Source organism: Psychromarinibacter sp. S121 (assembly GCF_049801035.1).
Lineage (GTDB): Bacteria > Pseudomonadota > Alphaproteobacteria > Rhodobacterales > Rhodobacteraceae > Psychromarinibacter.
Map to the genome: position 1 here is coordinate 203,376 of NZ_JBNAGE010000006.1, position 24,487 is coordinate 227,862.

At 67.6% G+C, this 24,487-nt stretch carries 25 protein-coding genes; 20 read left to right on the forward strand and 5 right to left on the reverse strand.

Annotation, left to right across the window (positions count from 1 at the left end):
* Positions 1–3: 3 nt before the first annotated feature.
* Entirely contained in the window at positions 4–846 is an 843-nt protein-coding gene (locus tag ACP156_RS22820) for an ABC transporter permease subunit (protein ID WP_425053662.1), read from the forward strand.
* Positions 846–1,919, forward strand: a complete 1,074-nt coding sequence (locus tag ACP156_RS22825; RefSeq protein WP_425053663.1) for a sn-glycerol-3-phosphate import ATP-binding protein UgpC — start codon at positions 846–848, stop codon at positions 1,917–1,919. Before ACP156_RS22820 ends, ACP156_RS22825 begins: the two co-directional genes overlap by 1 nt.
* 9 nt (positions 1,920–1,928) lie before the next feature.
* Here ACP156_RS22825 and ACP156_RS22830 read toward each other — a convergent pair whose 3' ends face one another.
* From ACP156_RS22830 to xylF, 3 genes are all read right to left on the reverse strand, one after another.
* Positions 1,929–2,699 (reverse strand): ATP-binding cassette domain-containing protein, encoded by a 771-nt coding sequence (locus ACP156_RS22830; protein WP_425053664.1) that lies wholly within the window; start codon positions 2,697–2,699, stop codon positions 1,929–1,931.
* A gap of 3 nt (positions 2,700–2,702) precedes the next feature.
* Positions 2,703–4,004: a sugar ABC transporter permease gene (locus ACP156_RS22835; RefSeq protein WP_425053665.1), complete on the reverse strand. Its 1,302-nt coding sequence runs from the start codon at positions 4,002–4,004 to the stop codon at positions 2,703–2,705.
* Positions 4,005–4,083: 79 nt separating this feature from the next.
* Positions 4,084–5,109: a D-xylose ABC transporter substrate-binding protein gene (gene xylF / locus ACP156_RS22840; RefSeq protein ID WP_425053666.1), complete on the reverse strand. Its 1,026-nt coding sequence runs from the start codon at positions 5,107–5,109 to the stop codon at positions 4,084–4,086.
* Between the two features lie 211 nt (positions 5,110–5,320).
* Here xylF and ACP156_RS22845 point away from each other — a divergent pair, with 211 nt between their 5' ends.
* Complete coding sequence (locus ACP156_RS22845) at positions 5,321–6,841, forward strand: CRTAC1 family protein (RefSeq protein ID WP_425053667.1); 1,521 nt, start codon at positions 5,321–5,323, stop codon at positions 6,839–6,841.
* Here ACP156_RS22845 and ACP156_RS22850 read toward each other — a convergent pair.
* Positions 6,838–8,163: a cytochrome-c peroxidase gene (locus ACP156_RS22850; RefSeq protein ID WP_425053668.1), complete on the reverse strand. Its 1,326-nt coding sequence runs from the start codon at positions 8,161–8,163 to the stop codon at positions 6,838–6,840. The genes ACP156_RS22845 and ACP156_RS22850 overlap by 4 nt on opposite strands.
* Before the next feature lie 250 nt (positions 8,164–8,413).
* Between ACP156_RS22850 and atpD the strand changes: the two genes are divergently transcribed.
* The 16 genes from atpD to ACP156_RS22930 all read left to right on the forward strand — a co-directional run bounded on the left by atpD (position 8,414) and on the right by ACP156_RS22930 (position 22,273).
* A complete protein-coding gene (gene atpD / locus ACP156_RS22855; protein WP_425053669.1) occupies positions 8,414–9,832 on the forward strand; it encodes a F0F1 ATP synthase subunit beta in 1,419 nt (472 codons plus the stop codon).
* The gene (locus ACP156_RS22860) at positions 9,829–10,290 is read left to right on the forward strand and encodes a F0F1 ATP synthase subunit epsilon (RefSeq protein WP_425053670.1); all 462 of its coding nucleotides are present in this window, start codon (positions 9,829–9,831) and stop codon (positions 10,288–10,290) included. The genes atpD and ACP156_RS22860 overlap by 4 nt, the downstream gene beginning before the upstream one ends.
* Positions 10,287–10,565, forward strand: coding sequence for an AtpZ/AtpI family protein (locus tag ACP156_RS22865; protein ID WP_425053671.1), 279 nt, complete (start codon positions 10,287–10,289; stop codon positions 10,563–10,565). Before ACP156_RS22860 ends, ACP156_RS22865 begins: the two co-directional genes overlap by 4 nt.
* A complete protein-coding gene (locus tag ACP156_RS22870) occupies positions 10,562–10,858 on the forward strand; it encodes an ATP synthase subunit I (protein WP_425053672.1) in 297 nt (98 codons plus the stop codon). The genes ACP156_RS22865 and ACP156_RS22870 overlap by 4 nt, the downstream gene beginning before the upstream one ends.
* The gene (locus ACP156_RS22875) at positions 10,858–11,517 is read left to right on the forward strand and encodes a F0F1 ATP synthase subunit A (RefSeq protein WP_425053673.1); all 660 of its coding nucleotides are present in this window, start codon (positions 10,858–10,860) and stop codon (positions 11,515–11,517) included. Before ACP156_RS22870 ends, ACP156_RS22875 begins: the two co-directional genes overlap by 1 nt.
* Before the next feature lie 30 nt (positions 11,518–11,547).
* On the forward strand, positions 11,548–11,796 hold the full coding sequence (locus ACP156_RS22880; protein ID WP_425053674.1) for a F0F1 ATP synthase subunit C: 249 nt from the start codon (positions 11,548–11,550) through the stop codon (positions 11,794–11,796).
* Positions 11,797–11,812: 16 nt separating this feature from the next.
* Complete coding sequence (locus ACP156_RS22885) at positions 11,813–12,547, forward strand: F0F1 ATP synthase subunit delta (RefSeq protein WP_425053675.1); 735 nt, start codon at positions 11,813–11,815, stop codon at positions 12,545–12,547.
* On the forward strand, positions 12,540–14,066 hold the full coding sequence (locus ACP156_RS22890) for a F0F1 ATP synthase subunit alpha (protein WP_425053676.1): 1,527 nt from the start codon (positions 12,540–12,542) through the stop codon (positions 14,064–14,066). The genes ACP156_RS22885 and ACP156_RS22890 overlap by 8 nt, the downstream gene beginning before the upstream one ends.
* Positions 14,063–14,917, forward strand: a complete 855-nt coding sequence (locus ACP156_RS22895) for a F0F1 ATP synthase subunit gamma (RefSeq protein ID WP_425053677.1) — start codon at positions 14,063–14,065, stop codon at positions 14,915–14,917. Before ACP156_RS22890 ends, ACP156_RS22895 begins: the two co-directional genes overlap by 4 nt.
* 102 nt (positions 14,918–15,019) lie before the next feature.
* Positions 15,020–15,496 (forward strand): Lrp/AsnC family transcriptional regulator, encoded by a 477-nt coding sequence (locus tag ACP156_RS22900; protein ID WP_425053678.1) that lies wholly within the window; start codon positions 15,020–15,022, stop codon positions 15,494–15,496.
* Positions 15,497–15,628: 132 nt separating this feature from the next.
* The gene (locus ACP156_RS22905; RefSeq protein ID WP_425053679.1) at positions 15,629–17,104 is read left to right on the forward strand and encodes an NAD-dependent succinate-semialdehyde dehydrogenase; all 1,476 of its coding nucleotides are present in this window, start codon (positions 15,629–15,631) and stop codon (positions 17,102–17,104) included.
* Between the two features lie 22 nt (positions 17,105–17,126).
* A complete protein-coding gene (locus ACP156_RS22910) occupies positions 17,127–18,497 on the forward strand; it encodes an aspartate aminotransferase family protein (protein WP_425053722.1) in 1,371 nt (456 codons plus the stop codon).
* Between the two features lie 124 nt (positions 18,498–18,621).
* The gene (locus tag ACP156_RS22915; RefSeq protein WP_425053680.1) at positions 18,622–19,557 is read left to right on the forward strand and encodes a nucleoside hydrolase; all 936 of its coding nucleotides are present in this window, start codon (positions 18,622–18,624) and stop codon (positions 19,555–19,557) included.
* Positions 19,554–20,003, forward strand: a complete 450-nt coding sequence (locus ACP156_RS22920; RefSeq protein WP_425053681.1) for an N-acetyltransferase family protein — start codon at positions 19,554–19,556, stop codon at positions 20,001–20,003. Before ACP156_RS22915 ends, ACP156_RS22920 begins: the two co-directional genes overlap by 4 nt.
* Before the next feature lie 39 nt (positions 20,004–20,042).
* Positions 20,043–21,464 carry a protein adenylyltransferase SelO gene (locus ACP156_RS22925; RefSeq protein ID WP_425053682.1) on the forward strand — a complete coding sequence of 474 codons (1,422 nt, stop codon included), beginning with the start codon at positions 20,043–20,045 and terminating at the stop codon, positions 21,462–21,464.
* 77 nt (positions 21,465–21,541) lie between these two features.
* Positions 21,542–22,273, forward strand: coding sequence for an endonuclease/exonuclease/phosphatase family protein (locus ACP156_RS22930; protein ID WP_425053683.1), 732 nt, complete (start codon positions 21,542–21,544; stop codon positions 22,271–22,273).
* Here the strand turns inward: ACP156_RS22930 and ACP156_RS22935 are convergent.
* Positions 22,174–23,085, reverse strand: a complete 912-nt coding sequence (locus tag ACP156_RS22935; RefSeq protein ID WP_425053684.1) for a DMT family transporter — start codon at positions 23,083–23,085, stop codon at positions 22,174–22,176. The two genes, ACP156_RS22930 and ACP156_RS22935, sit on opposite strands and share 100 nt — an antisense overlap.
* A gap of 120 nt (positions 23,086–23,205) precedes the next feature.
* Here ACP156_RS22935 and ACP156_RS22940 point away from each other — a divergent pair, with 120 nt between their 5' ends.
* Complete coding sequence (locus tag ACP156_RS22940) at positions 23,206–24,468, forward strand: cation:proton antiporter (RefSeq protein ID WP_425053685.1); 1,263 nt, start codon at positions 23,206–23,208, stop codon at positions 24,466–24,468.
* Positions 24,469–24,487: the final 19 nt, after the last annotated feature.

A 24,487-nucleotide genomic window follows, 5' to 3' on the forward strand; every position in this document is an offset into this window, starting at 1 on the left:
CCGATGCAGAAAATCAAACCCTTCGACCACCTGATCCTGATCCTCGGCACGCTGTTTCTGTGCCTGCCGGTGTTCATGGCGCTGATGTCCTCGACCCACACGGCGATCGACATCCACTCGAACGGCCTGTTCCTGACCCCCGGCGGCAACGCGGGACCGACCTACACCAAGGTCCTGACCGCGCGCGGAGGCTTCACGGGCGACGTCACCGGTCTCAGGATGCTGATGAACTCGATGATTATGGGGATCGGCTTTGCGGTCGGAAAGATCGTGCTGTCGATGATGGCGGCCTATGCGCTGGTCTACTTCCGCTTCCGCTTCGCCACAGTGATCTTCTGGGCGATCTTCACCACGCTGCTGCTGCCGCTGGAAGTGCGGATCATGCCTTCGTATCAGGTGATGTCGACGCTGGGCCTGCTGAACACCTACACCGGTCTGATCGTGCCGCTGCTGGCCTCGGCCACCGGTACGTTCTTCTTCCGCCAGTTCTTCAAGTCGGTGCCGGACGAGTTGCTGGAAGCGGCGCGGATCGACGGGGCAGGGCCGGTGAAGTTCTTCATCGATATCCTCGTGCCGCTGTCGCGCACGATGATGGCGGCGATTTTCATCATCATGTTCATCTACGGCTGGAACCAGTACCTTTGGCCGCTGCTGATGACGACGGACGAGACGTTCTACACGCTCATGCGCGGGATCAAGTCGATCCTGCAGGTCTGGGTCGGCAGCCAGATCCCTGACTACAACGAAGCCTTCGCCCTGGCGGTGCTGGCGATGGTCCCGCCGGTCGCGGTGGTGGTCATCTTCCAGCGCATGTTCATCAAGGGCCTGACGGAAAGCGACAAGTGATGGCACATCTCTCTCTCACCAACGTGGGCAAGACCTATGCCGGCGGCGTCGACGCGGTGCGCGACGTGAACATCGAGATCGCGGACGGCGAGTTCATCGTGCTGGTCGGCCCCTCGGGCTGCGGCAAGTCCACCTTGCTGCGTATGGTGGCGGGGCTGGAAAGCGTCACCCATGGCGATGTGCGGATCGGCGACCGTGTCGTGAACCGGCTGGACCCGGCCGACCGCGACATCGCGATGGTGTTCCAGAACTACGCGCTTTATCCGCACATGAGCGTGCGCGACAACATGGCCTACGGGCTGAAGAACCGGGGCGAGACCAAGTCCGTGATCGCCGAGCGCGTGGCCGAGGCGTCGCGGATGCTGGAACTGGACCCGTACCTTGACCGCAAGCCGCGCGCCCTGTCGGGCGGTCAGCGACAACGCGTCGCCATGGGCCGCGCCATCGTGCGCCAGCCCGCCGCCTTCCTGTTCGACGAACCGCTGTCGAACCTCGACGCCAAGCTGCGCGTGTCGATGCGGGGAGAGATCCGGCGGCTTCAGCGCCGGCTTGGGACCACCTCGCTTTACGTGACGCACGACCAGCTTGAGGCGATGACGCTGGCCGACCGGCTGGTGGTGCTGAACGGCGGCCGGGTGGAACAGATCGGCGCGCCGCTGGAGGTCTACCACAAGCCCGCGTCGGTCTTCGTGGCGTCATTCATCGGCTCGCCCGCGATGAACCTTATCGACGCCCGCGTCGAAGCGGGCAGGGTTCTGGTGGGAAGCCACGACATCGCGCCCGCCGCGACCGACGCCGGCCCGGTCACGCTTGGCCTGCGCCCCGAAGACCTGTCCCTCGCATCCACCGGCCTGCCGGTGACGGTCGAGCATGTCGAGGAACTGGGCGCGCAGCGGATCATTCACGGCGAGGTGGCGGGTCAGCCTATCGCCATCGCCGACAGCGGCACCGCCGAGCTTGGCGAGACGGTGCATGTCGCGGCGACGCCGGGCAAGATCCACCTGTTCGCCAGGGACACCGGCCGCCGTATCGACCTTGCCGCTGCGGCGCCGGGGCTGGCGCACGCCGTCTGAGGCGTCAGCTCAGGCCGCGACCTCGGGCTTCTTGCCGAGGATGATCATGCCCAGCAGGTCGTCCTCGGTGACCTTGTCGACCTCGACCGTGCCGACCAGTTGGCCGTTCTTCATCACGCTGGCCCGGTCGCACAGGGCCTTCACCTGGTGGATGTCGTGGTCGATCAGGAAGATGCCGATGCCCTGCTTTTTCAACTCGTCGATCAGTTCGGCGACCATCCGCGTTTCCTCGACCCCGAGGGCGGCGGTGGGTTCGTCCATGATCAGGATCTTGGCGTTGAAATACACCGCGCGCGAGATCGCGACCGACTGCCGCTGTCCGCCCGACAGCCCCGCGACGGGCGTGTTGTAGCGCCGGAAGTTGGGCGTCAGGCGACCCATGATCTTGCGGGTCTCGGCCTCCATCTTCGCGTCGTCCACGAATCCCAGCGGCGTGACGATCTCGCGTCCAAGGAACAGGTTCTGCGCCGCGTCCAGATTGTCGGCCAGCGCGAGGTACTGGTAGATCGTCTCGATCTGGTAGCGCCGTGCGTCGCGGGGGCTGTTGATCTCGGCCTTCTCGCCGTTGACCCAGATCTCGCCGCTGTCGCGCGCCAGCGCCCCCGACAGCATCTTCATCAGCACCGACTTGCCGGCGCCATTGTGGCCCAGCACGCCCACCACCTCTCCGGGGTAGAGGTCGATGGACACGTGGTCGACGGCGTTGATGCCGCCGAAGGCCTTGCAGAGGTCGCGCAGCTCGACGAGCGGCGTTCCGGTGCGGTCGATCTCGGATGCCATGGGTCAGCTCCCCGTGCGCTTGCGATAGACGATGTCGACATAGACGGCGAGCACCAGCACGATGCCGACGACGATGTTCTGATAGGGCGCGTCGACGCCCACCATCGCCATGCCGGACTGAAGCGACTGCATGATCAGCGCGCCGAGAATGGCGCCGTAGATCGTGCCGACGCCGCCCGCCAGAGCGGTGCCGCCGATGACCGCCGCCGCGATGACGCGCAGTTCGTCCAGCGTGCCGATGTCGTTGGTGTGGAAGGTCAGGCGGGCGCTGGCGACGATGGCCGACAGGGCGCACAGGATGCCCATGATCATGAACACCTTGATCGTCAGCGCGCGGGTGTTGATGCCCGACAGTTGCGCCGCTTCCGGATTGCCGCCGGTCGCGAAGATATAGCGGCCCAGCCGGGTGCGGCGGGCGACCATCATCATCACCAGCGCCACGAGGATCAGCAGCAGCACCGAATAGGGGATGCCGTAGCCCGCGGTGTATCCCTCGGGCATGACAAGGCCCTGATCCTCGAAGCTGCGTTGCAGGCGGCGAGTGGGGATGTCGTAGGCGTTCAGGATCGCCACGAAGCCAAGGATGGCGACGGTCGCGATTGCGCCGATCACGACCTCGGCCCAGACCGGTTTGACCTGGAAGTCGTGGCGGACCTTGGACCGGCGCGCCGCGACCAGCGCATACAGCGTCGCCGCCACGGCAAGCACGCCGAATACCCAGCTTCCGGTTTCCCCCAGCGTGCCGTTGATGCCGCCGAGAAGCTGGAAGTTGTTGTCCAGCGGACCGATGGTCTGGCCGTTGGTCAGGTGCCACGCCACGTTGCGCCAGACGAACAGCCCGCCCAGCGTCACGATGAAGGCGGGGATCGTGAGATAGCCGATCAGCCAGCCCTGAAACGCGCCGATGACCGCCCCGGCGGCAAGGCCCACGATGACCGCCAGCGGCGCGATCAGCGGATGTTCCAGCCCGAAGCCCATCACGTTCGGCACGACGACCGTCTGCATCATCGCCATGATGGCGCTGCAGGTCGCCAGCAGCGAGCCGACCGACAGGTCGATATTGCGGGTGACGATCACGAAGACCATGCCCGTCGCCATCAGCGCGACCGAGACGGTCTGGATCGTCAGGTTGAAAATGTTGCGCGGCGTCAGAAAGCGCCCGTCGGTCAGGAAGTTGAACACAAGGCAGACGGCGATGAACGCGCCGATCATGCCAAGAAGCCGGGTGTCGATTTCCAGCGTCGCCAGAAGGTTGCGCTTGGTGGTCCGTGTCGGTTCGCTCACGGATCGGGTGCTGTCGCTCATCGCGTATGTCCGGGTGTCACAAGGAACGGGACGCCCCCGCCGGAAACCGGCGGAGGCGCTTGAGGTCAGGCAGGGGCCGTCAGTTGCAGATCGCCGGTCCGTCGGAAACGCCCTGGCACAGGGTTTCCATGTCGATCCAGCCCGCGTCGACCACGACATCGAGGTTGTCGATGGTGATCGGGATCGGCGCGAGGAACTTCGCGGTCATCGTGGTGCCCGAGGGCGAGGTCCACGACTCGGCGCCGTCGATATCCGCCATCTCGGTGCCGCCGGCCAGCGCCAGCGCGATCTCGCCGGCGTTCTTGCCCAGCTCGCGCGCGTCCTTCCAGACGCTGACGGTCTGGGTGCCCAGCGCCACGCGGTTCAGTGCGGCAAGGTCGCCGTCCTGACCCGAAACCGGGATGCCTTCCATGCCCTGCGCCGTCAGCGCCGCGACCACGCCGCCGGCGGTGCCGTCGTTCGAGGCGACGACGGCGTCGACGTTGTTGTCCTCGGCGGTCAGGATCTGTTCCATGTTCCGCTGCGCGTTGGCCGGGATCCAGCCGTCGGTATAGGCTTCGCCCACGATGGTGATCTTGCCCTCGTCGATTGCCGCCTGCAGGACCTCCTGCTGGCCGCCGCGCAGGAAGTCGGCGTTCGGGTCGGTCGACGAACCCTTGATCATCACGTAGTTGCCTTCCGGCGCCGCCTCGAGCACGGCGCGGGCCTGCATCCGGCCGACCTCGACGTTGTCGAAGGTCAGATAGAAGGCGCGGTCGTCTTCGATCAGGCGGTCATAGGCGATGACCGGGATGCCTTCGTCGGCGGCAGCCTGCACGGCGGGAATGATCGCCTCGGTATCCTGCGCCAGCACGATCAGCACGTCGACGCCCTGCGCCATCAGGCTTTCGATATCGGCCAGCTGCTTGCTTGCCGAGGACTGGGCGTCGGTCGAGATGTAGGTGGCGCCCGCGGCGTCCAGAACCGCGCGGATCGCGCCTTCGTCCCGCTTCCAGCGCTCTTCCTGGAAGTTGGACCAGCTCACGCCGACGGTCTGGGCCAGGGCAGTTGTTGCAAAGCCTGCGGCCATGGCCGCGGTGGCGGCCAGTGTAAGAATGTTTCGCATTGTCTCCTCCCGTTTGTCCGCCCCTTGGGGCGGGCCGGTTGCGAACCGGCTATCGCTAACATTGCACAGGATTTGCGACGTTCAAAAAACAAATTTCAGCCTTTGTGTCGCGGGCAATGGCATGCCTGCGGCGCATCGGGGGTTGATCCCCGGCGCGGTTTTGCCTGAACTCCGGTCAGGGCCGTGGCCCTGCCGGGGAGGAGACCGAGCCATGATCTTGCGACACAGCCTGACGATGGCGGTGCTGGCCATGTCCTGCGCTCCCGCGCTGGCCGGACCGCCGTCTTTCCTCGATCGCCGCGACGCGCTGCCGGTGTCCCATGTCTACGACGGCGGGTGGGAGCATTTCGTGGGCGGCGGCGTCGCTGTGTTCGACTGCAATGACGACGGCTTCCCCGAGCTGTTCGCGGCGGGCGGCGAGAACCCGGCCCGGCTGTTTCTGAACGCGACGACGGAAGCAGGCGGCGACCTGCGCTTCACCGAGGGAGAGGTTCCGGCGCTGACCGGCGTCACCGGAGCCTATCCGCTGGACCTCGATAGCGACGGGCTCTTGGACCTTGCCGTGCTGCGGGCGGGGCCGAACGTGTTCCTGAAGGGGCAGGGCGACTGCCGCTTCACCGACGCGACCGCCGACTGGGGCCTTGTGTCCGGCGACCGCTGGAGCACCGCCTTCTCGGCGACATGGGAGCCCGGCGCGGACTGGCCGACGCTGGCGGTCGGGAACTACGTCGACCGGGACGACCCCGACGGGCCGTTCGGAGCCTGCGACGACAGCATGCTCTACCGTCCGGTCGGACGGGGCTATGGCCCCGATGCGCCGCTGTCGCCGGGCTATTGCACCCTGTCCATACTGTTCTCGGACTGGTTCCGGCGCGGGCGGGCGGACCTGTGGCTGTCGAACGACCGCCACTACTACCTGCGTGGCGGACAGGAACAGATGTACCGCCCGGAGGAGGGCCGGTTCCTCGACGCAGGCGACGGGTGGGAGGACGTGTCGATCTGGGGCATGGGCATCGCCGCCCGCGACCTGACAGGGGACGGGCGCCCCGAGGTGATGCTGACGTCGATGGGCGACCAGCTTTTGCAATTCGCCACGTCCGAAGGCTACCGCCGCGCGCCCTATGCCACCGGCGCGACCGCGCATAGGCCCTTCACCGGCGACGACGGACGCCCCTCGACCGGGTGGCACGCGGCCTTCGGGGACGTGGACAACGACGGGTTGGCGGACATTTTCATCGCCAAGGGCAACGTGGACCAGATGCCCGACCTTGCCATGCGCGATCCGAACAACCTGTTGATGGGGCAGCCCGACGGCACCTTCGCCGAGACAGCGGGTCTTGCGGGCATCGCCACCACCGACCGTTCGCGCGGGGCGGCACTGGCCGACCTGAACCGTGACGGGCTGGCCGATCTTGTCGTCATCAACCGCCGCGCGCCGATGGAGTTGTGGCAGAACACGACCGAGGGCGCGGGGAACTGGGTCGCCGTGGACCTGCGGCACGAGGGCGCGAACACCCGCGCGGTCGGGGCGTGGGTCGAGCTGCGCGACGCGTCCGGCATCCGCACGCAAGAGGTCACGGTCGGCGGCGGTCATGCTGGCGGCAGTGCGGTGCCGCTGCACTTCGGCCTCGGCACGGCGGACAGCGCCGAGGTGCGGGTCACGTGGCCGGACGGGACCGTGACCGACTGGAGAACGGTCGAAGTGAATGGGACGGTGACTGTCCGCCGCTAGCGGTCGACATCCAGCCCGCTGGGCACCGCGTCGGGCACGCCAAGCCGGCCGGGCAGGGCGCCCGCGCCGGTCAGCGCTTCGAGGAACGCCACCAGCGCGGTCACGTCCTCGGGCGGCAGCACGACGCCGGGGCCTTCGTAGGCGTCGGACAGGGCCTCCGCATCGGGAAGGGCGTTCCAGTCATGCGCGCCCGGCATCTCGGGCAGCACCGCCTGTGACGGGTCGTAAGTCCCCGGCCCGGCGGAATGCGCTTCGACGAAGGCTGCCAGGTCTCGGTAAGCGCCGTCATGCCCGTATGGCGCGGTCAGGGCCACGTTGCGCAGCGAGGGCGTGCGGAACCGGAAGGCGTCCTCGGGCCGCCCGCTGACACGCATCCGCCCGTCGTCGCGGGCGTGGCTTTCGAACCGGGCGCGCTTGCCGGGGCCGATCTGCGGCACCGCCATCGCGTGAAACCCGTGGTCGGTCTGGAACTTGCCCGCATGGCAGGTGGAACAGCTCGCCGCGCCGTAAAACAGCTCCATCCCCCGCAGCGCGTCGCCGTCCAGTGCCGTCTCGCCACGCAGATGCGCGTCGAACGGGCTGTCGTCCGACCGCCACTCGAAGGCGATGAAGGCGGCGATCGCGTTGGAAATGTCGGTGAAGGCGATCTCGCGCCCGGCGGCGATCTCGGGGAACGCGCCCTCGAACATCTCCCGGTAGGCGGGGATCGCGGCCACCCGGCCCGCCAGCACGTCCCAAGCGCCGCCGTCCCCGGTGATGCGGCCCTGCCGCGCCAGCTTGCTGATGTCGTTCTCGCCGTAATGACCCGCCATCTCGTCCTGCGACAGCACCGGGAACATGGTCTGTGCCGACAGGATGTTGTCGAACCCCATCGTCATGTCGTCTTCCAGCGGCGTGCGGATGCCGCTGGCGCGGGTCGGGTCGGCCTCGATCCGCCCGTCGTGGAACATCACGGTGAACTCGTGCGCACCAAGGTTCCAAAGCCCGGTGGCGTTGCGCGGGATACGTTCCTCGGGCGGGTTGTCGGGGTCAAGCGTCCGGTCCGGGCCCAGACCGATGCCGCCCTCGCCGATCCCCAGCGACAGCCCGTCCGAGGTGCCGAAACGGGGGTGGTGGCAGGTGGCGCAAGAGATGTTGCGGTTGCCCGACAGGATCGGATCGTAGAACAGCAGTTGCCCCAGCGCGGCCCTGTCCTCTGAGACTTCGGCGTAGTCGGCGTCGGTTACGGGGGGCGGCAGCGTGTCCATCGCGCCGGTCAGCATCTCTGCCATGACCGGCGCGGCGCCCGCCACCACGGCGCATGCCAGCGCGAAGCGTTTCATTCCGCGCGTCCTCCTCCGCTCCCTTGGGCAAGCCTAGTCGGGTTCGGGCGGCCCTGTCCATCCGCCGTGGACGGCCGTGTCACGCGACGTCATGGAAGAGCGGACATAGGCCATTGCGCGCTTTGGGCGAATTGACGCATTGTTTCTTCATACCGTTCAGGGTGGCATTCGCCCTGTTCCCGGACACAGTTCCGCCGGGCCGATTTGACGAGTGACATTGCTTTTCCGATGACGAAGGAGTGTTGCCGCCATGCCTGTCCCCGACAGCCCCGGTAAGGTCGTCGCGATCCGCGGCGCGGTGGTCGACGTGGCGTTCGAGGGTGGCCGCCTGCCGCAGATCAACGAGGCGCTCACGCTGCGCGATCCGGTGATCGGCGCGGTCACCGTCGAGGTCCAGGCGCATATCGACGACGTCACCGTCCGCACCATCGCACTGCGCGCGACCAATGGCCTGAAGCGTGGCACCCCGGCAGAGCGGGTCGGTGGCCCGGTCGAGGTCCCCATCGGCCCCGCTGTTCTGGGGCGGCTGCTGGACGTGGCGGGTGACGTCGGAGACAGCCACGGCCCGCTGCCGCATGACGTGCCGCGCAGCCCGATCCACCGCGCCCCGCCTCCGTTCCGTGCGGAACACCGCGAAACGGAACTGTTCCGCACCGGGATCAAGGTGTTCGACCTGCTGACGCCGCTGGCGCAGGGCAGCAAGGCCGCGATGTTCGGCGGTGCGGGCGTGGGCAAGACCGTGCTTGTGATGGAACTGATTCAGGCGATGGTGGCGTCCTACGAGGGCATCTCGGTTTTCGCGGGCATCGGCGAACGCTCGCGCGAGGGGCACGAACTGCTGAACGAGATGCAGACAGCCGGCGTTCTGGACCGCACCGTGCTGGTCTACGGCCAGATGAACGAACCGCCCGGCGCGCGCTGGCGGGTGCCGCTGACCGCGCTGACCATCGCCGAGCATTTCCGCGACGACGCCCAGCGCAACGTGTTGCTGCTGATGGACAACGTGTTCCGCTTCGTGCAGGCGGGGGCCGAGGTCTCGGGCCTTCTGGGCCGTTTGCCGTCGCGGGTGGGGTATCAGCCGACGCTCGGCACCGAGGTCTCGCAGTTGCAAGAGCGGATCGCCTCGGTCGGTACCGCCTCGGTCACGGCCATCGAGGCGGTCTATGTCCCCGCCGACGATTTCACCGATCCGGCCGTCATGACCATCGCCTCGCACGTGGACAGCATGGTGGTGCTGTCGCGCGCCATGGCCGCCGACGGGATGTACCCGGCCATCGACCCGGTCGCCTCGTCCTCGATCCTGCTGGACCCGCTGATCCTGGGCGAAGAGCATGTCGCCGTCGCCAACGCGGTGCGCCAGACCATCGAACATTACCGCGAGCTTCAGGACGTGATCTCGCTTCTGGGGGTCGAGGAACTGGGCGCCGACGACCGCCGGATCGTCGAACGCGCGCGGCGGCTGCAACGCTTCCTGACCCAGCCCTTCACGGTGACCGAGGCCTTCACCGGCATCCCCGGACGCTCGGTCCCGCTGGAAGACACCATCGCCGGCTGCAAGGCGATCCTTGCCGGCGAATGCGACGACTGGGACGAAAGCGCGCTGTACATGATCGGGTCGCTGGAAGAGGCGCGCGAGAAGCAGAAAGCCGCAGAGGAGGCCGCCGCATGACCGGCCTGCACCTGACCGTGACGACCCCGATGACCGTGCTGGTCGACGAGCAGGGCGTCCAGTCGGTGCGGGCAGAGGACGCAAGCGGCAGCTTCGGCATCCTGCCGGGGCACACGGGATACCTGACGGTGCTGCCCGCGTCGGTGATGCGCTGGCACACTGCCGACGGCAGCCTGCGCTATTGCGCGCTGCGCAGCGGAATGATGACCGTCGAGGACGGCAACCGCGTCGCCGTCGCCTGCCGGGAAGGCATCCTTGGCGACGACCTTCCGACCCTGGAAGCAGAGGTCGAGGCCCTGCGCGCCGCCGATGCCGACGCCGACCGGCGCGAGCGGGTGGAACAGATGCGCCTGCACGCCAGCGCGGTGCGCCAGTTGATGCGCTTTCTGCGGCCGGGACAGACCGGAAGCGGCGCGGCGCAGCTTGCGAAGATGATGCAGGACGGAGAGGGGTCATGAGCCGCAAGCCGAAAAGCCGTCTTGCCGCCGCCGCCCGCCGCTCGGCCGAGCGCGAGAAGATGCACGCCGAGAACCCCGAGCCGTCATTGGGCGCCCGTCTGGGCCAGATCGGCATATTGGGCTGGGCCGTCGTCGTGCCGACGCTGCTGGGCGTGTTCCTTGGACGGATGGCCGACGGCTATTTCGAGACCGGGGTCTTCTTCACCGCGCCGGGGATCATGCTGGGGGCGGCCATCGGCCTTTGGTCCGCTTGGAAATGGATGCACCGCCAATGACCGCTTTCACCTCACTGTTCGACGACCCGCTGACCGGAGCGATCCTGGCGTTCGGCATCGGCCTTGGGCTGGGCTACCTGCATTTCGCCAGCCTGAAACGGGTCACCGCCCTGTATGTCTCGGGCAAGTCGATCTGGGCCGCGGTGGCGTTGCAGGCGGTGCGGCTGGCGGTGCTGGGCGCGGGGCTGTACGGGCTGGCGCTGCTGGGCGCGATCCCGCTTCTGGCCGGGGCGCTGGGGGTTCTGCTGGCGCGACAGCTTGCGACGCGGGCGGTGCGGAAGGGAGCGCCGTAATGGAAAACCCGCTGTCGATGCACGCCCTGTTCCACATCGGCCCGGTTCCGATCACCGAGCCGGTCGTGGTGACTTGGGGCATCATGCTGTTCCTCGGGCTCGGGTCCGCGTGGGCCACCCGGCGGCTGACGATGGTGCCGGGCAAGCTGCAGGCGGTGCTGGAGATGTTCGTGACGGTCATCGACGACCAGATCCGTGACACCATGCAGCGCGACCCATCGCCGTTCCGGGTGCTGATAGGGACGATCTTCCTGTATGTGTTCATCGCCAATTCCTCGGCGATCATCCCCGGCATCGAGCCGCCCACCGCGATGATCGAGACCGACGCCGCGCTGGCGCTGATCGTACTGGCGGCGACCATTTTCTACGGCATCCGCTATCAGGGCCTGCGCGGCTATCTGTCCGCCTTTGCCGAGCCCTCCTGGGTGATGATCCCGCTGAACGTGATCGAGCAAATCACCCGCACATTTTCGTTGATCGTCCGCCTGTTCGGCAACGTGATGAGCGGCGTCTTCGTGGTGGGGATCATCCTGTCGCTTGCCGGTTTCCTCGTGCCGATCCCGCTGATGGCGCTCGATCTGCTGACCGGGACCGTGCAGGCCTACATCTTCGCCATTCTCGCAACCGTCTTCATCGGCGCCGCCATGGGCGAGCACTGATCCGTCATTCACAGGAAAGGACACCACGCCATGACCTCAGACCTGATCCAGATCGTCAGCATCCTCGCCGCGGCGATTGCCGTGTCGTTCGGCGCCATCGGGCCCGCACTGGCCGAGGGCCGCGCCGTCGCCGCAGCGATGGACGCCATCGCGCGCCAGCCAGAGGCGGCGGGCACGCTGAGCCGGACCCTGTTCGTCGGCCTCGCGATGATCGAGACGATGGCGATCTACACGCTGGTGATCGCGCTTCTGGTGCTGTTCGCCAACCCCTTCGTCTGATCCGGGGCCGCGCGGGATGACAATCGACTGGTGGACACTGGGACTGCAGGCGGTCAACGCCTTCGTCCTGCTGTGGATCCTGTCGCATTTCCTGTTCCGCCCGGTGGCCGACATGATCGCGAAACGGCAGGAGGCCGCGACCAAGGAACTGGATGCCGCCCACGCCGCAAGAACCGAGGCCGAGGCGGCGCTGACCGACGCCAAGGCGCAGGTCGACGCCGTGGTGGCGAAACGGGCCGGGATGCTGGAGCAGGCGCAGTCCGAGGCGGAACGCGACCGCCAGAAGGCGCTGGACGCCGCGCGGCGCGAGGCGGACAAGCTGCGCACCGACGCGCGGGCCGAAGCCGCCCGCCGCAAGGCCGCCGCCGAGGCGGGGATGCGCACCGAGGCCTCGGAACTGGCGCTGAACATCGCGGGCCGGCTGCTGGACCGGTTGCCCGCCAGCGCCCGCGCCGCCGGGTTCATCGACGGGCTGGCCGAAGCCGTCGCCCGCCTGCCGCAATCCACCCGCGACGGGATCGGCACCGAAGGCCCGGTGCCGGTGCGTGCCGCGGTCGAATTGTCCGGCGACGAGCTGGAGGCGCTGAACGCGCGGCTGGCGCAAGTGCTGGGGCGCGGCGTGGCGCTGTCGATCACCGTCGATCCGTCGCTGATCGCGGGGCTGGAACTCGACGCGCCGCACGCCATCGTCCGCAACCATTTCCGCGCCGACCTCGACCGGGTGCAAGAGGAGCTGTTCCGCGATGTCTGACACGACCGCACAGGACGACTGGCTGCAATCCAGCCGCGCCGCCGTGGACCGCGCCGAACTGGCGGCGGACGCCCGCACCATCGGCCGCGTTACCTCGGTCGCGGACGGGATCGCCCGGATCTCGGGGCTGCCAGAGGCGCCGCTGGGAGCGCTGCTGCGGTTCGAGGGCGGGCAGACCGGCTTTGCGCAGGCGCTGGACGCGGGTGAAATCTCGGCGGTGCTGTTTGACGATGTGAACGGGGTCGAGGCGGGGCATCAGGTCACCGACAGCGGCGACGTGGTGCGGGTGCCGGTGGGCGAGGCGCTGCTGGGCCGCGTTCTGGACCCGCTGGGACGCCCGCTGGACGGCGGGCCGATGCCCGAGGCCGAACAACGCCTGCCCATCGAACGCCCCGCGCCGACGATCATCGAACGGGACTTCGTGTCAGAGCCGATGATGACCGGCGTTCTGGTGGTCGACAGCATGTTCGCCATCGGGCGCGGCCAGCGCGAGTTGATCGTGGGCGACCGGGCGACCGGCAAGACCTCTCTCGCGGTCGAGGCGATCATCAACCAAAAGCACACCGACATGGTCTGTATCTACGTCGCCGTCGGCCAGCGCGCCTCGGCGGTGGAGCGGGTGATCGCTGCGGTGCGCGAACACGGCGCACCCGAGCGCTGCATCTTCGTCGTCGGCAACGCCGGCAGCGCGCCCGGGCTGCAATGGATCGCCCCCTTCGCGGGCATGACCATCGCCGAGGGCTTCCGGGACAAGGGACAGGACGCGCTGATCGTGATCGACGACCTGACCCGCCACGCCGCTACCCACCGTGAACTGGCGCTGCTGACGCGCGAGCCGCCGGGGCGCGAGGCCTATCCGGGGGACATCTTCTATCTTCACGCCCGTCTGCTGGAACGCGCGGCCAAGCTGCCGCGCAGCGTCGGCGGCTCGATCACCGCATTGCCCATCGCCGAGACCGATGCCGGCAATCTGTCGGCCTACATCCCCACCAACCTGATCTCGATCACCGACGGGCAGGTGGTGCTGAACACCCAGCTGTTCGCCGCCAACCAGCGGCCCGCGGTCGACGTGGGTCTGTCGGTCAGCCGCGTCGGCGGCAAGGTGCAGGCGCCCGCGCTGCGGTCGGTCGCGGGGCGGGTGCGGCTGGATTATGCGCAATTTCAGGAACTTGAGATGTTCACCCGCTTCGGCGGCATCTCCAGCACCCGCGTCAAGGCGCAGATCGCGCGGGGCGAACGCATTCGCGCTTTGCTGGGCCAGCCGCGCTATGCCGGGCTGCGGCTGGAGGATCAGACCGCGCTGCTGGCGGCGCTGGCGGACGGTGTGCTGGACGGCATGCCGGTCGAGGCGGTCCCCGCGCTGCGGCAACGGCTGCCCGGTTGGCTGGACACGCGGGGCGGTGAGGTGCTAGCGACCCTGCGCGCGGACGGCACGCTAGGCGCCGAGGACCGGAAAGGCCTGAGCGCGCTGGTGGCGGAACTGGTCGCCGTGGTGGCGGTCAGGGAGGCCGAGACGTGAGCGGGCAGCTTGCCGAGGTCGAAGCCCGGATCGAGACGGTCCACAAGCTGTCGGCAGTGATCGCGGCGATGCGCGGCATCGCGGTGTCGCGGGTGCAGGACGCGCACCGGCACCTTGACGCGATCCGCATGTACGCCGCGACCATCGGCGACGCCATCGGCCACGCGATGAGCTTCCCGGTGACCGCCCGGCTGGCCGGCGACCGTCCTCCGGGCGGCGAGATCATCGTGGTATTCTGCGCCGAGCAGGGCTTCGCCGGGGCCTTCTCGGAGAAGGTTCTGACCGTCGCGCGCAACGCCGCCGGGGACGTGGCGGGGCCGGTTCATATGCTCATGGTCGGCGATCGCGGGCTTCTGGCGGCGCAAGAGCGGCGCGTGGCGCTGGACTGGACCGCCTCGATGATCGCGCACCCGGATCGCACCGCTCATCTTGCGGGCCGCATCGCGCAGGAGATCTTCGAGCGCCTCGCGACCGGCGGCGTGACCGGGGTGTCGCTGGTTCATGCCTCGCCGGGCGGGGCCGAGGGCTATGAGGTCGGCGTCAAGCGTCTGGTGCCCTTCGACTATTCCCGCTTCCCGCCGCCGAAATCCAACGTTCAGCCGCTGCTGACCCTGAACCCCGACGACCTGTTGGCGCGGCTGGTGGATGAATACCTCTTTGCCGAGATCAGCGAGGCGGTGATGTTGTCCTTCGCCGCCGAGAACGAGGCGCGGATGCGCGCGATGATCGCCGCGCATGACAACGTCACCCGCTCTCTTGAGGATCTGGTGGGGGAATCCCGCAGGCTGCGGCAGGACGCGATCACCGACGAGATCATGGAACTCGCCACCGGCAGCCTGACCCAGCTTTGACGCGCCCGGCTTTACCCTTCGGGGCGGTCTCGGTAAGGGCTGTATCTGTCACACGGCAATCAGACCGTCCGACTTCAGGCGAACCGAAAGGGGTGTGCCCGCATGATGCGTGGCCCGAAACTCGACAGCTACGACTTCGCGATCCTGCGCGCGCTTCAGGCCAATGGGCGGATGACCAAGGTCGCGCTGGCCGAGGCGGTGAACCTGTCGCCGACGCCCTGCTGGGAGCGCCTGAAGAAGCTGGAGCAGGCGGGTTTCATCACCGGCTACCGCGCCATGGTTGACATCCGCAAGATCGCGCCCGTGACCGAGGTGATGGTCGAGATCACGCTGGCGAACCACAAGGCGGACGACTTTCGCCGGTTCGAGGACGCGATCCGTGCGCGTGACGAGGTGCGGGGCTGCTGGGCGCTGGGGGGCGGTGTCGACTATATGCTGCACCTCGTGGTGGGTGACATCGACGGCTATCAGCGGCTGATGGACGAGTTGCTGGACAGCGCCATCGGGATCGACCGCTATTTCGGCTACGTGGTGACAAAGCAGGTCAAGGACGTCCCGAACCCCATTCCGGACGTCTGACCGAGGATTCCTCGGGCTTTTGCGGCATGGCAGAGAGATCCTCTGCCCAAGCTGCGCAGAACAGACCCACTTTCGGCGGGCGGCGGGATAGTTTTCGGGGAATTGCAAACCCCTGATGGAAGGCCGCACGACATGAGACAGGACCGCATCGTGACGGGCGTCACGCTGGACGACCCGAAACTCTTTCGCAGCTTTTCGTATATCGACGGGCGCTGGACCGGCGCTTCGGATGCCGCCACGCTGCCGGTGAAGAACCCCGCCGACCGCACCGTGGTTGGCGAGATCGCCAGCCTCTCCGCGTCCGAGGGGCGCGCGGCGGTCGATGCCGCGCAGAAGGCCTTCGCCGCGTGGTCGCTGATGCTGCCGCAGGACCGCTCCGCCATCCTGCGCCGCTGGTTCGACCTGATGCTGACCCACAAGGAAGACCTTGCCCGGATCATGGTGGCCGAGCAGGGCAAGCCCATCTCTGAAGCGCGGGGCGAGATCGACTATGCCGCCAGCTTCGTCGAGTACTACGCGGAAGAGGCCAAGCGCCCGGACGTCGAAAGCGTCACCAGCCACCTGCCGGATGCCGAGGTGGAACTGTGGCTGGAACCCGTGGGCGTGGTCGCGCTGATTACGCCGTGGAACTTCCCCAGCGCCATGCTAACCCGCAAGGCGGCGGCCGCGCTGGCGGCGGGCTGCACCGTGGTCGCGCATCCTTCGGCCGAGACGCCGTATTCCGCGACCGCGCTGATGGAACTGGCCGAGCGGGCAGGGGTGCCCGCCGGGGTGTTCAACCTCGTGACCGGCGACGCGCCGACCATCGTGCCCGCGTGGACCTCGGACAGCCGGGTTCGGGCGTTGTCCTTCACCGGCTCGACCGAGGTCGGGCGGCTGCTGTACCGAGACAGCGCGGCGACGGTGAAGAAGCTGGTGATGGAACTGGGCGGCCATGCGCCGGTGATCGTCTTCGCGGACTCGGATCTGGACGCCGCCGTCGCCGAGACGATGAAAGCCAAGTGGGCCACCTCGGGGCAGGATTGCCTTGGTGCGAACCGGATCTTCGTGGAACGGTCGGTCTATGACGCCTTCTGCGCCAGGTTCACCGCCGCCAGCGCCGCGCTGACCGTGGGCCGCGGCATGGACGACCCGGACATCGGACCGCTGATGAACGAGAACGCGGTGGCCAAGCAGGAAGCCCACGTCGCGGATGCGTTGGAGCGTGGCGCAAAGCTCGCCTGCGGTGGCAAACGTCACGCGATGGGGCCGCTGTTCTTTGAACCGACGGTGCTGACCGACGTGCCCGAGGACGCGCTGATCCTGCGCGAGGAAACCTTCGGCCCCGTCGCCGCCATCGCGCCCTTCGAAACCGAGGCAGAGGTCGTGACCCGCGCCAACGACACCGAATACGGGCTGGTCGCCTATGTCCACAGCCTGAACCCCCGCCGGATCTACCGCCTGAGCCGCGCGTTGCAGTTCGGCATGGTCGCGGTCAACCGCACCAAGGTCACCGGCGCGCCGATCCCGTTCGGTGGCGCCAAGCAGTCCGGTCTCGGGCGCGAGGGCGCAAGACTGGGGATGCAGGAATTCATGGAACTGAAATACGTTTGCCGCGACTGGAGCTGACACCAAGATGAAGGACGACAACATGCTGAAGAACGACCAACTCGAAAGCTGGGACCGCGAGAACTTCTTCCACCCCTCGACCCACCTGGCCGAGTTCGCGCGGGGCAACCTGCCGCAGCGCGTCGTGACCGGCGGCAAGGGCTGCCATATCGAGGATCGTGACGGCAACCGCCTGCTGGACGCCTTCGCCGGGCTCTACTGCGTGAACGTCGGCTACGGCCGCCCCGAGATCGCCGAAGCCATCGCCGAGCAGGCGAAGGAAATCGCGTACTACCACGCCTATGTCGGCCACGGCACCGAAGCGTCGATCACGCTGGCCAAGATGGTTCTGGACCGCGCTCCTGCGAATATGTCGAAGGTCTACTTCGGCCTGTCCGGGTCGGACGCGAACGAGACCAACATCAAGCTGGTCTGGTACTACAACAACATCCTCGACCGGCCCGAGAAGAAGAAGATCATCTCGCGCTGGCGCGGCTATCACGGCTCGGGCCTGATGACCGGCTCGCTGACTGGGCTGGCCGCGTTCCAGCAGAAGTTCGACCTGCCGCTGGACCGGGTGATCCACACCGAGGCGCCGTATTATTTCCGCCGCGACGACCTGTCGATGTCCGAGGCCGAGTTCGTGGCCCACTGCGCGTCCGAGCTTGAGGCGCTGATCGAGCGTGAGGGCGCGGACACCATCGCAGCGATGATCGGCGAGCCGGCGCTGGGGACCGGGGGCCTTGTCCCGCCGCCCGCCGGTTACTGGCAGGCGATCCAGGAAGTGCTGGACAAGCACGACATCCTGCTGATCGCGGACGAGGTTGTGACCGGCTTCGGTCGCCTTGGCACCATGTTCGGGTCCGAACACTACGGGATCCGGCCCGACATCATCACCATCGCCAAGGGTTTGACCTCGGCCTATGCGCCGCTTTCGGGGTCGATCCTGTCCGACAAGGTGTGGAAGGTGCTGGAAGAGGGCACCGACAAGTTCGGTCCCATCGGCCACGGCTGGACCTACTCGGCGCACCCGATCGGGGCGGCGGCGGGTGTCGCCAACCTGCGGCTGCTGGACGAGCTGAACCTCGTGTCGAACGCCGGGTCCGTGGGCGCGCATCTCAAGGCGGCGCTGAACGACGCGCTTGGCGATCACCCGAACGTCGGGGACATCAGGGGCGAGGGCCTGCTGTGCGCGGTCGAGTTCGTCGAGAACCGTGACGGCCGGGTGTTCTTCGACCCCGCACGCACCATCGGCGCCAAGGTGAACGCGGCGCTTCTGGCGCGCGGCGTGATCTCGCGCGCGATGCCGCAGGGCGACATCCTTGGCTTCGCGCCACCGTTCTGCCTGACCGAGGCAGAGGCGGAAGAGGTCGCGTCGAAGCTGAAGGACGCGGTGGCCGAAGTTCTGGGCTGACACGGCCCAGGTTAACGGATCGCAACAAACGGCCGGGGGTACTGCTCCCGGCCGTTTCCCTTTGCGGCATTGCTTTACTTCCGCCCGCCGCTTCGACAGTGTCCCACCAAATCAGGGAAAACGCATGACACGCAAGATCATCATCGACACCGATCCCGGACAGGACGACGCCGTCGCCATCCTGCTCGCCCTTGCCAGCCCCGAAGAGATCGAGGTGTTGGGCATCACCGCCGTCGCGGGCAACGTGCCGCTGCCGCTGACCTCGAAGAACGCGCGGATCGTGTGCGAACTTGCGGGCAAGACCGGGACCCGTGTGTTCGAGGGCTGCGACCGCCCCATGGCCCGCGATCTGGTCACCGCCGAATACGTTCACGGCAAGACCGGTCTCGACGGTATCGTGCTGCCCGATCCCCAGATGCAGGTGCAGGACACGCACGCCGTCGATTTCATCATCGAAACCCTGCGCGCCGAGCCCGCGGGATCCGTGACGCTGTGCCCGCTGGGACCGCTGACGAACATCGGCACCGCCTTCCGGAAAGCGCCGGACATCCAGGAGAAGGTGCAGGAGATCGTGCTGATGGGCGGCGCTTATTTCGAGGTGGGCAACGTCACGCCCGCGGCGGAATTCAACATCTACGTTGACCCGGAAGCCGCCGATATCGTGATGAAATCCGGGGCCAAGATCACCATCATGCCGCTGGATGTCAGCCACAAGGCCCTGACCACGCGCCCAAGGATCGAGGCGTTCCGCGCGCTGGGTCACGTGGGCGAGGTCGTCGCCAGCTGGACCGATTTCTTCGAACGCTTCGATATGGAGAAATACGGCTCTGAAGGCGGCCCGCTGCACGACCCGACCGTGATCGCCTATCTGCTGAAGCCCGACCTGTTCACCGGGCGGCACATCAATGTCGAGATCGAACTGCAATCCGACCTGACCAGCGGCATGACCGTTGCCGACTGGTGGCGCGTCACCGACCGTGCGCCCAACGCGACCTTCATGGGCGATATCAACGCCGAGGGCTTCTTCGCGCTGCTGACCGAACGTCTGGCGCGGCTGTGAGCGCCAAGCTTCATCTTGCCGGGGAAGACGACCTCGACCGCCTGCTGCCGCTTGTCGCCGCCTATCATGCGTTCGAGGGGATCGAGCAGGACGATGCCACCCGCCGCGCCGCGCTGGCGCCCTTGCTGGCCGGATCACCTTTGGGCGCGGTCTGGCTGATCGGACTGCGCCGCGCGCCGGTCGGTTACATCGCGCTCAGCTTCGGTTGGTCCATCGAGTTCGGCGGCATGGACGGGATCATCGACGAGTTCTTCATTCGCGAGAACGTGCGGGGTCGGGGCATGGGGACAGAGGTGCTGATGGCGCTGATGCCGCAGCTGGCCCATGCCGGGCTGAAGGCCCTGCATCTGGAAGCGAATCCCGCCAACGAACCCGCCCTGCGGCTGTACCAGCGGCGCGGGTTCAAGGTGCGGGACGGCTATCACTTCCTAACCTGGCGGCCCTGACCCCTTCTCAGGCCGCACCCCGCGCCCTAGGTTTACCGCATGACCCTGCATGTGCCCTTCGACAACAGCTATGGCCGGTTGCCCGACCGGTTCTTTTCCCGTCTCGCGCCGACACCGGTGGCGAAGCCCGGCCTGATCGAGGTGAACGACCGCCTCGCGGCAGAGCTTGGGCTGGACGCCGAAGCGCTGCGGTCGCCCGAGGGCGTGTCCGCGCTGGCGGGCAACGCGGTGCCCGAGGGCGCCGATCCGCTGGCGCAGGTCTATGCCGGCCACCAGTTCGGCGGCTGGAACCCGCAGCTGGGCGACGGGCGGGCAATCCTGTTGGGAGAAGTCATAGATGCCAATGGGATACGACGCGATCTTCAGCTAAAAGGGGCAGGGCCCACGCCGTATTCCCGCAGGGGCGATGGCCGGGCGTGGCTTGGCCCGGTCCTGCGCGAGTACATCGTGTCCGAGGCGATGCACGCCCTTGGCATCCCCACCACCCGCGCGCTGGCGGCGATGACCACGGGCGAGCCGGTGATCCGAAACGGCGCGCTGCCCGGCGCGGTGCTGACACGCGTCGCGACCAGCCACATCCGCGTGGGCACCTTCCAGTATTTCGCCGCTCGGCAGGATCTCGAGGCGATCGAGGCGCTGACCGACTACGTGATTGCCCGCCATTACCCGGAAGCGGGCGACGCCCTCGGGCTGCTGGAGGCGGTGATCGCGCGTCAGGCGCGGCTGGTGGCGCGTTGGATGGGCGTGGGCTTTATCCACGGGGTGATGAACACCGACAACTCCAGCGTCGCGGGCGAGACCATCGATTATGGCCCCTGTGCCTTCATGGATGCCTACCACCCGGGCAAGGTGTTCAGCTCGATTGATCAGTACGGCCGCTATGCCTATGCGAAGCAACCGGAAATCGCGGTCTGGAACATGGCGCAGCTGGCGACCGCCATCCTGCCGCTGATCGACCCGGATCAGAACACCGCCGTCGAAAAGGCCACCGAGGCGGTTCACCGCTTCCCCGACATCTATCAGGACACCTGGATCGAGGTGTTCGGCGCCAAGCTGGGTCTGGCCGACACCAGCCGCGACGACGTGCCCCTGATCGAGGGTCTGCTGGGCGCGATGGCGCGGCAGGGCGCGGATTTCACCCGGACCTTCCGGGGCCTGACCGACGACACCGCCCGCGCCGAGTTTGCCGAACCGCAGGCGTTCGACGCTTGGGCCGAAGGCTGGCAAGCGCGCCGCCCGGACGACTGGCAGGCGCGCGCCGCCGCCGCCAACCCGGCGGTGATCCCGCGCAACCATCGGGTCGAACAGGCGATTTCCGCAGCCGTCGCAGGGGATTACGCGCCGTTCCGCACCCTGAACGCCGCCCTGTCCACGCCGTTCGAGCTGTCCGCCGGGCACGCCCATCTCGCCTTCGTCCCCGCGCCGGAAGAGGAAGTCCGCCAGACCTTCTGCGGAACCTGACGTCGCACCCTTTTGCATTGCAGCGTCACCGCGCCTAGATGCTTTAGGGAGCCCCCGAACAGCAAGGAGCCGCGCCAGTGCGGATTGCCAGCTACAACATCCGGAAATGCCTTGGTCTGGACCGCCGCCGCGATCCGGGCCGAACCCTGTCGGTGATCAACGGGCTGGATGCGGATGTCGTGGTGCTGCAAGAGGCCGACAAGCGTCTAGGCGCGCGGCCCGCGGCGCTGCCGCGCGACATGCTTGAATACGAGACGGACTTCGTTCCCGTTCATTTCGCCCGCAACGACGTGTCCTTGGGCTGGCACGGCAACGCGATCCTGCTGCGGCGGGGGCTGGTGCCGAAGTCGATCGACCACGTCGACCTTCCGGGCACCGAACCGCGCGGCGCGGTGGCGGTGGACCTTGGCGACATGCGGATCGTCGGGGTGCATCTTGGCCTGTTGCGCAGCGACCGCCGGCGGCAACTGGCACGCATTGCCGACCGCTTCCACGACGACCGGCCCACGGTGATCCTTGGCGACTTCAACGAATGGCGCGCGCGCACGGGTCTTGAGGCGCTGGATGGCCGGTTCCACGTCCACACGCCGGGCCGCAGCTTTCACGCGGCGCGTCCGGTGGCGGCGCTGGACCGCATCGCGCTTAGCGACGGGCTGGAACTGCGCGACGCCGGGGTCGACCAGACGCTTCCGGCGCGCAGCGCGTCGGATCACCTGCCGGTCTGGGCCGACATCGCCTTTGACCGCGGCGGCCTGTTGACCAGCACCAGCCCCGCCGCCACCAGCATCAGCGCCAGCCACAGGGCATAGCCCACCGTCTCGTTCAGCAGCAGCCAGCCGAAGGCCACGCCAACGACGGGCGACAGGAAGCTGAATGACGTGACGCCCGACGCCGGGTAGATCTTCATCAGCCACATCCACAGCAGGAACCCCGCCGAGACCAACAGGATCTGGTAGGCCATCGCGGCTGCGGTGATCGCGTCGAAATCGCGGACCGCCGGGCCGAAGAAGGCCGCGAAGCCGAACAGGATCGGGACCGACACCGCGATCTGCCAGGTTAGCTGCTGCGCGGGAGGCACCCGCGAGAAGGGCGATATCTTGGTCAGCAGCGCGATCAGCGCCCACAGAAGCGAGGCCGCCAGCGCAAGAAGGTCGCCCGCCAGCCCCGCCTCGCCGCCGCTCCCGCGAGAGAAGATGGCCACCGCGACGCCCGCCATCGCCATGGTCAGGCCAAGCGCCTTGCGAGGCGACAGGCGGTCGCCGGGCACCAGTACATGCGCCAGCAGCGCCAGCCACACCGGCATCGAATAGAAGATGACAGAGGTCCGCGCGACCGAGGTCAGGTCAAGCGCCAGAAACAGGCACACGAACTCGACCGCGAAGACCACGCCCATCAGCACGCACCAGGGCCGTGCGGCGCGTTCGACCGCCAGCGACTGGCCCCGCAGGCGGATCCAGATCAGAAGGATCGGCAACGCCAGCGCCGAACGAACCGCCGCCGCGAACACCGGCTGCAATCCGTCGTTGGCGATCTTCACCACCACCTGATTGAAACCCAGCGCCACGGCAAAGCAGATCAGGGTGACCGCCCCGAAGGCGTCGATATGGTCTTTGCGCTGCATGCAGTCCTCCCAATCGCTGCCCGGCCGGTGCCGGCGTTTATACCAGCCATGGTCCGGATGCGGTTCCGGGGGGCGGGCAGCCGTGCTAGAGGACCGGAAAAACCATTCGGGCACAAGTCCATGAACGCATTGCAGATCGCCGCCCTGCTGATCGTCCTCGCGGGGGCCTTCGGCTCGGTCAATTACCTCTTTCTCCGGCTGCCGTCCTCTATCGGCATCCTCGTGGTGGCCCTGCTGGCCTCGGTCACGGTGATGGTGCTGGACGCGGTTCTGCCTGGCTTCGACATGACCGGCGCGATCCGGCAGGAAGTGATGGAGATCGAGTTCTCCGAGGCGCTGCTGGACGGGATGCTGGGGCTGTTGCTGTTCGCGGGCGCGCTGCATGTGAAGCTGTCCGATCTCCGGGCGCAATGGCGGCCCGTGGTGCTTATGGCGACGATCGGTGTCGGGATCTCGACCGCGGTGGCGGGCTTCGGGTTTTCGTGGATCACCGGCGCGCCGATCCTTGTCGCGCTGGTGTTCGGGGCGCTGATCTCGCCCACCGACCCGGTCGCGGTGCTGGGCGTCCTGCGCGAGGCGCATCTGCCGAAATCGCTGGAGACCAAGATCGCGGGCGAGTCGCTGTTCAACGATGGCGTGGGCTACGTGGTCTTTCTTGCGCTGTCGGGTCTGGCCTTCGCCGGAGCAGGGCACGGCGGGGGCGACGGTGAGGACAGCGCGCTGGCGGATACGGCGCTGCTGTTCCTGCAGGAGGCGGGCGGCGGCGCGCTGCTGGGCGTGGTGCTGGGCTGGCTGGTGTTCCGGGTGATGCGGCGGATCGACGACTATTCGCTCGAGGTGCTGCTGACGCTGGGGCTTGCCTTTGGCGGCTACGAGCTTGCGGTGGCGCTGCATGTGTCGGCGCCGATCATGGCGGTCTGCGCCGGGCTTCTGATCGGCGACATCGGCACCCGCGAAGGCATGAGCGAGGTCACCCGCCGCTATGTCGACGCCTTCTGGAAGCTGGTGGACGAGATCCTGAACGCGGTGTTGTTCCTGATGATCGGCGTCGAGGTCTTCGCCATCGCCTTTGACATGGCAACCGTGCAGGCGGGCGTTCTGTCCATCGCTCTTGCGCTGGCGGCGCGGCTACTTGCCGTCGCGGTCCCGGTGCTGATGCTGCGGCCGTTCCGGGGCTTCGAACAGGGCACCATACCGATCATGACGTGGGGCGGGCTGAAGGGCGGCATCTCGGTCGCGCTGGCGCTGTCGCTGCCGGATGGCGAGTGGAAACCGCTGATCCTTGCCTGCACCTACATGGTGGTGGTGTTCTCGATCGTGGTTCAGGGGCTGACGGTCGCGAAGCTGGCGGCGCGGGTCGGGCGGCAGCCAGACCTCATGTGAGGCACGTCTTTCCCGGGGG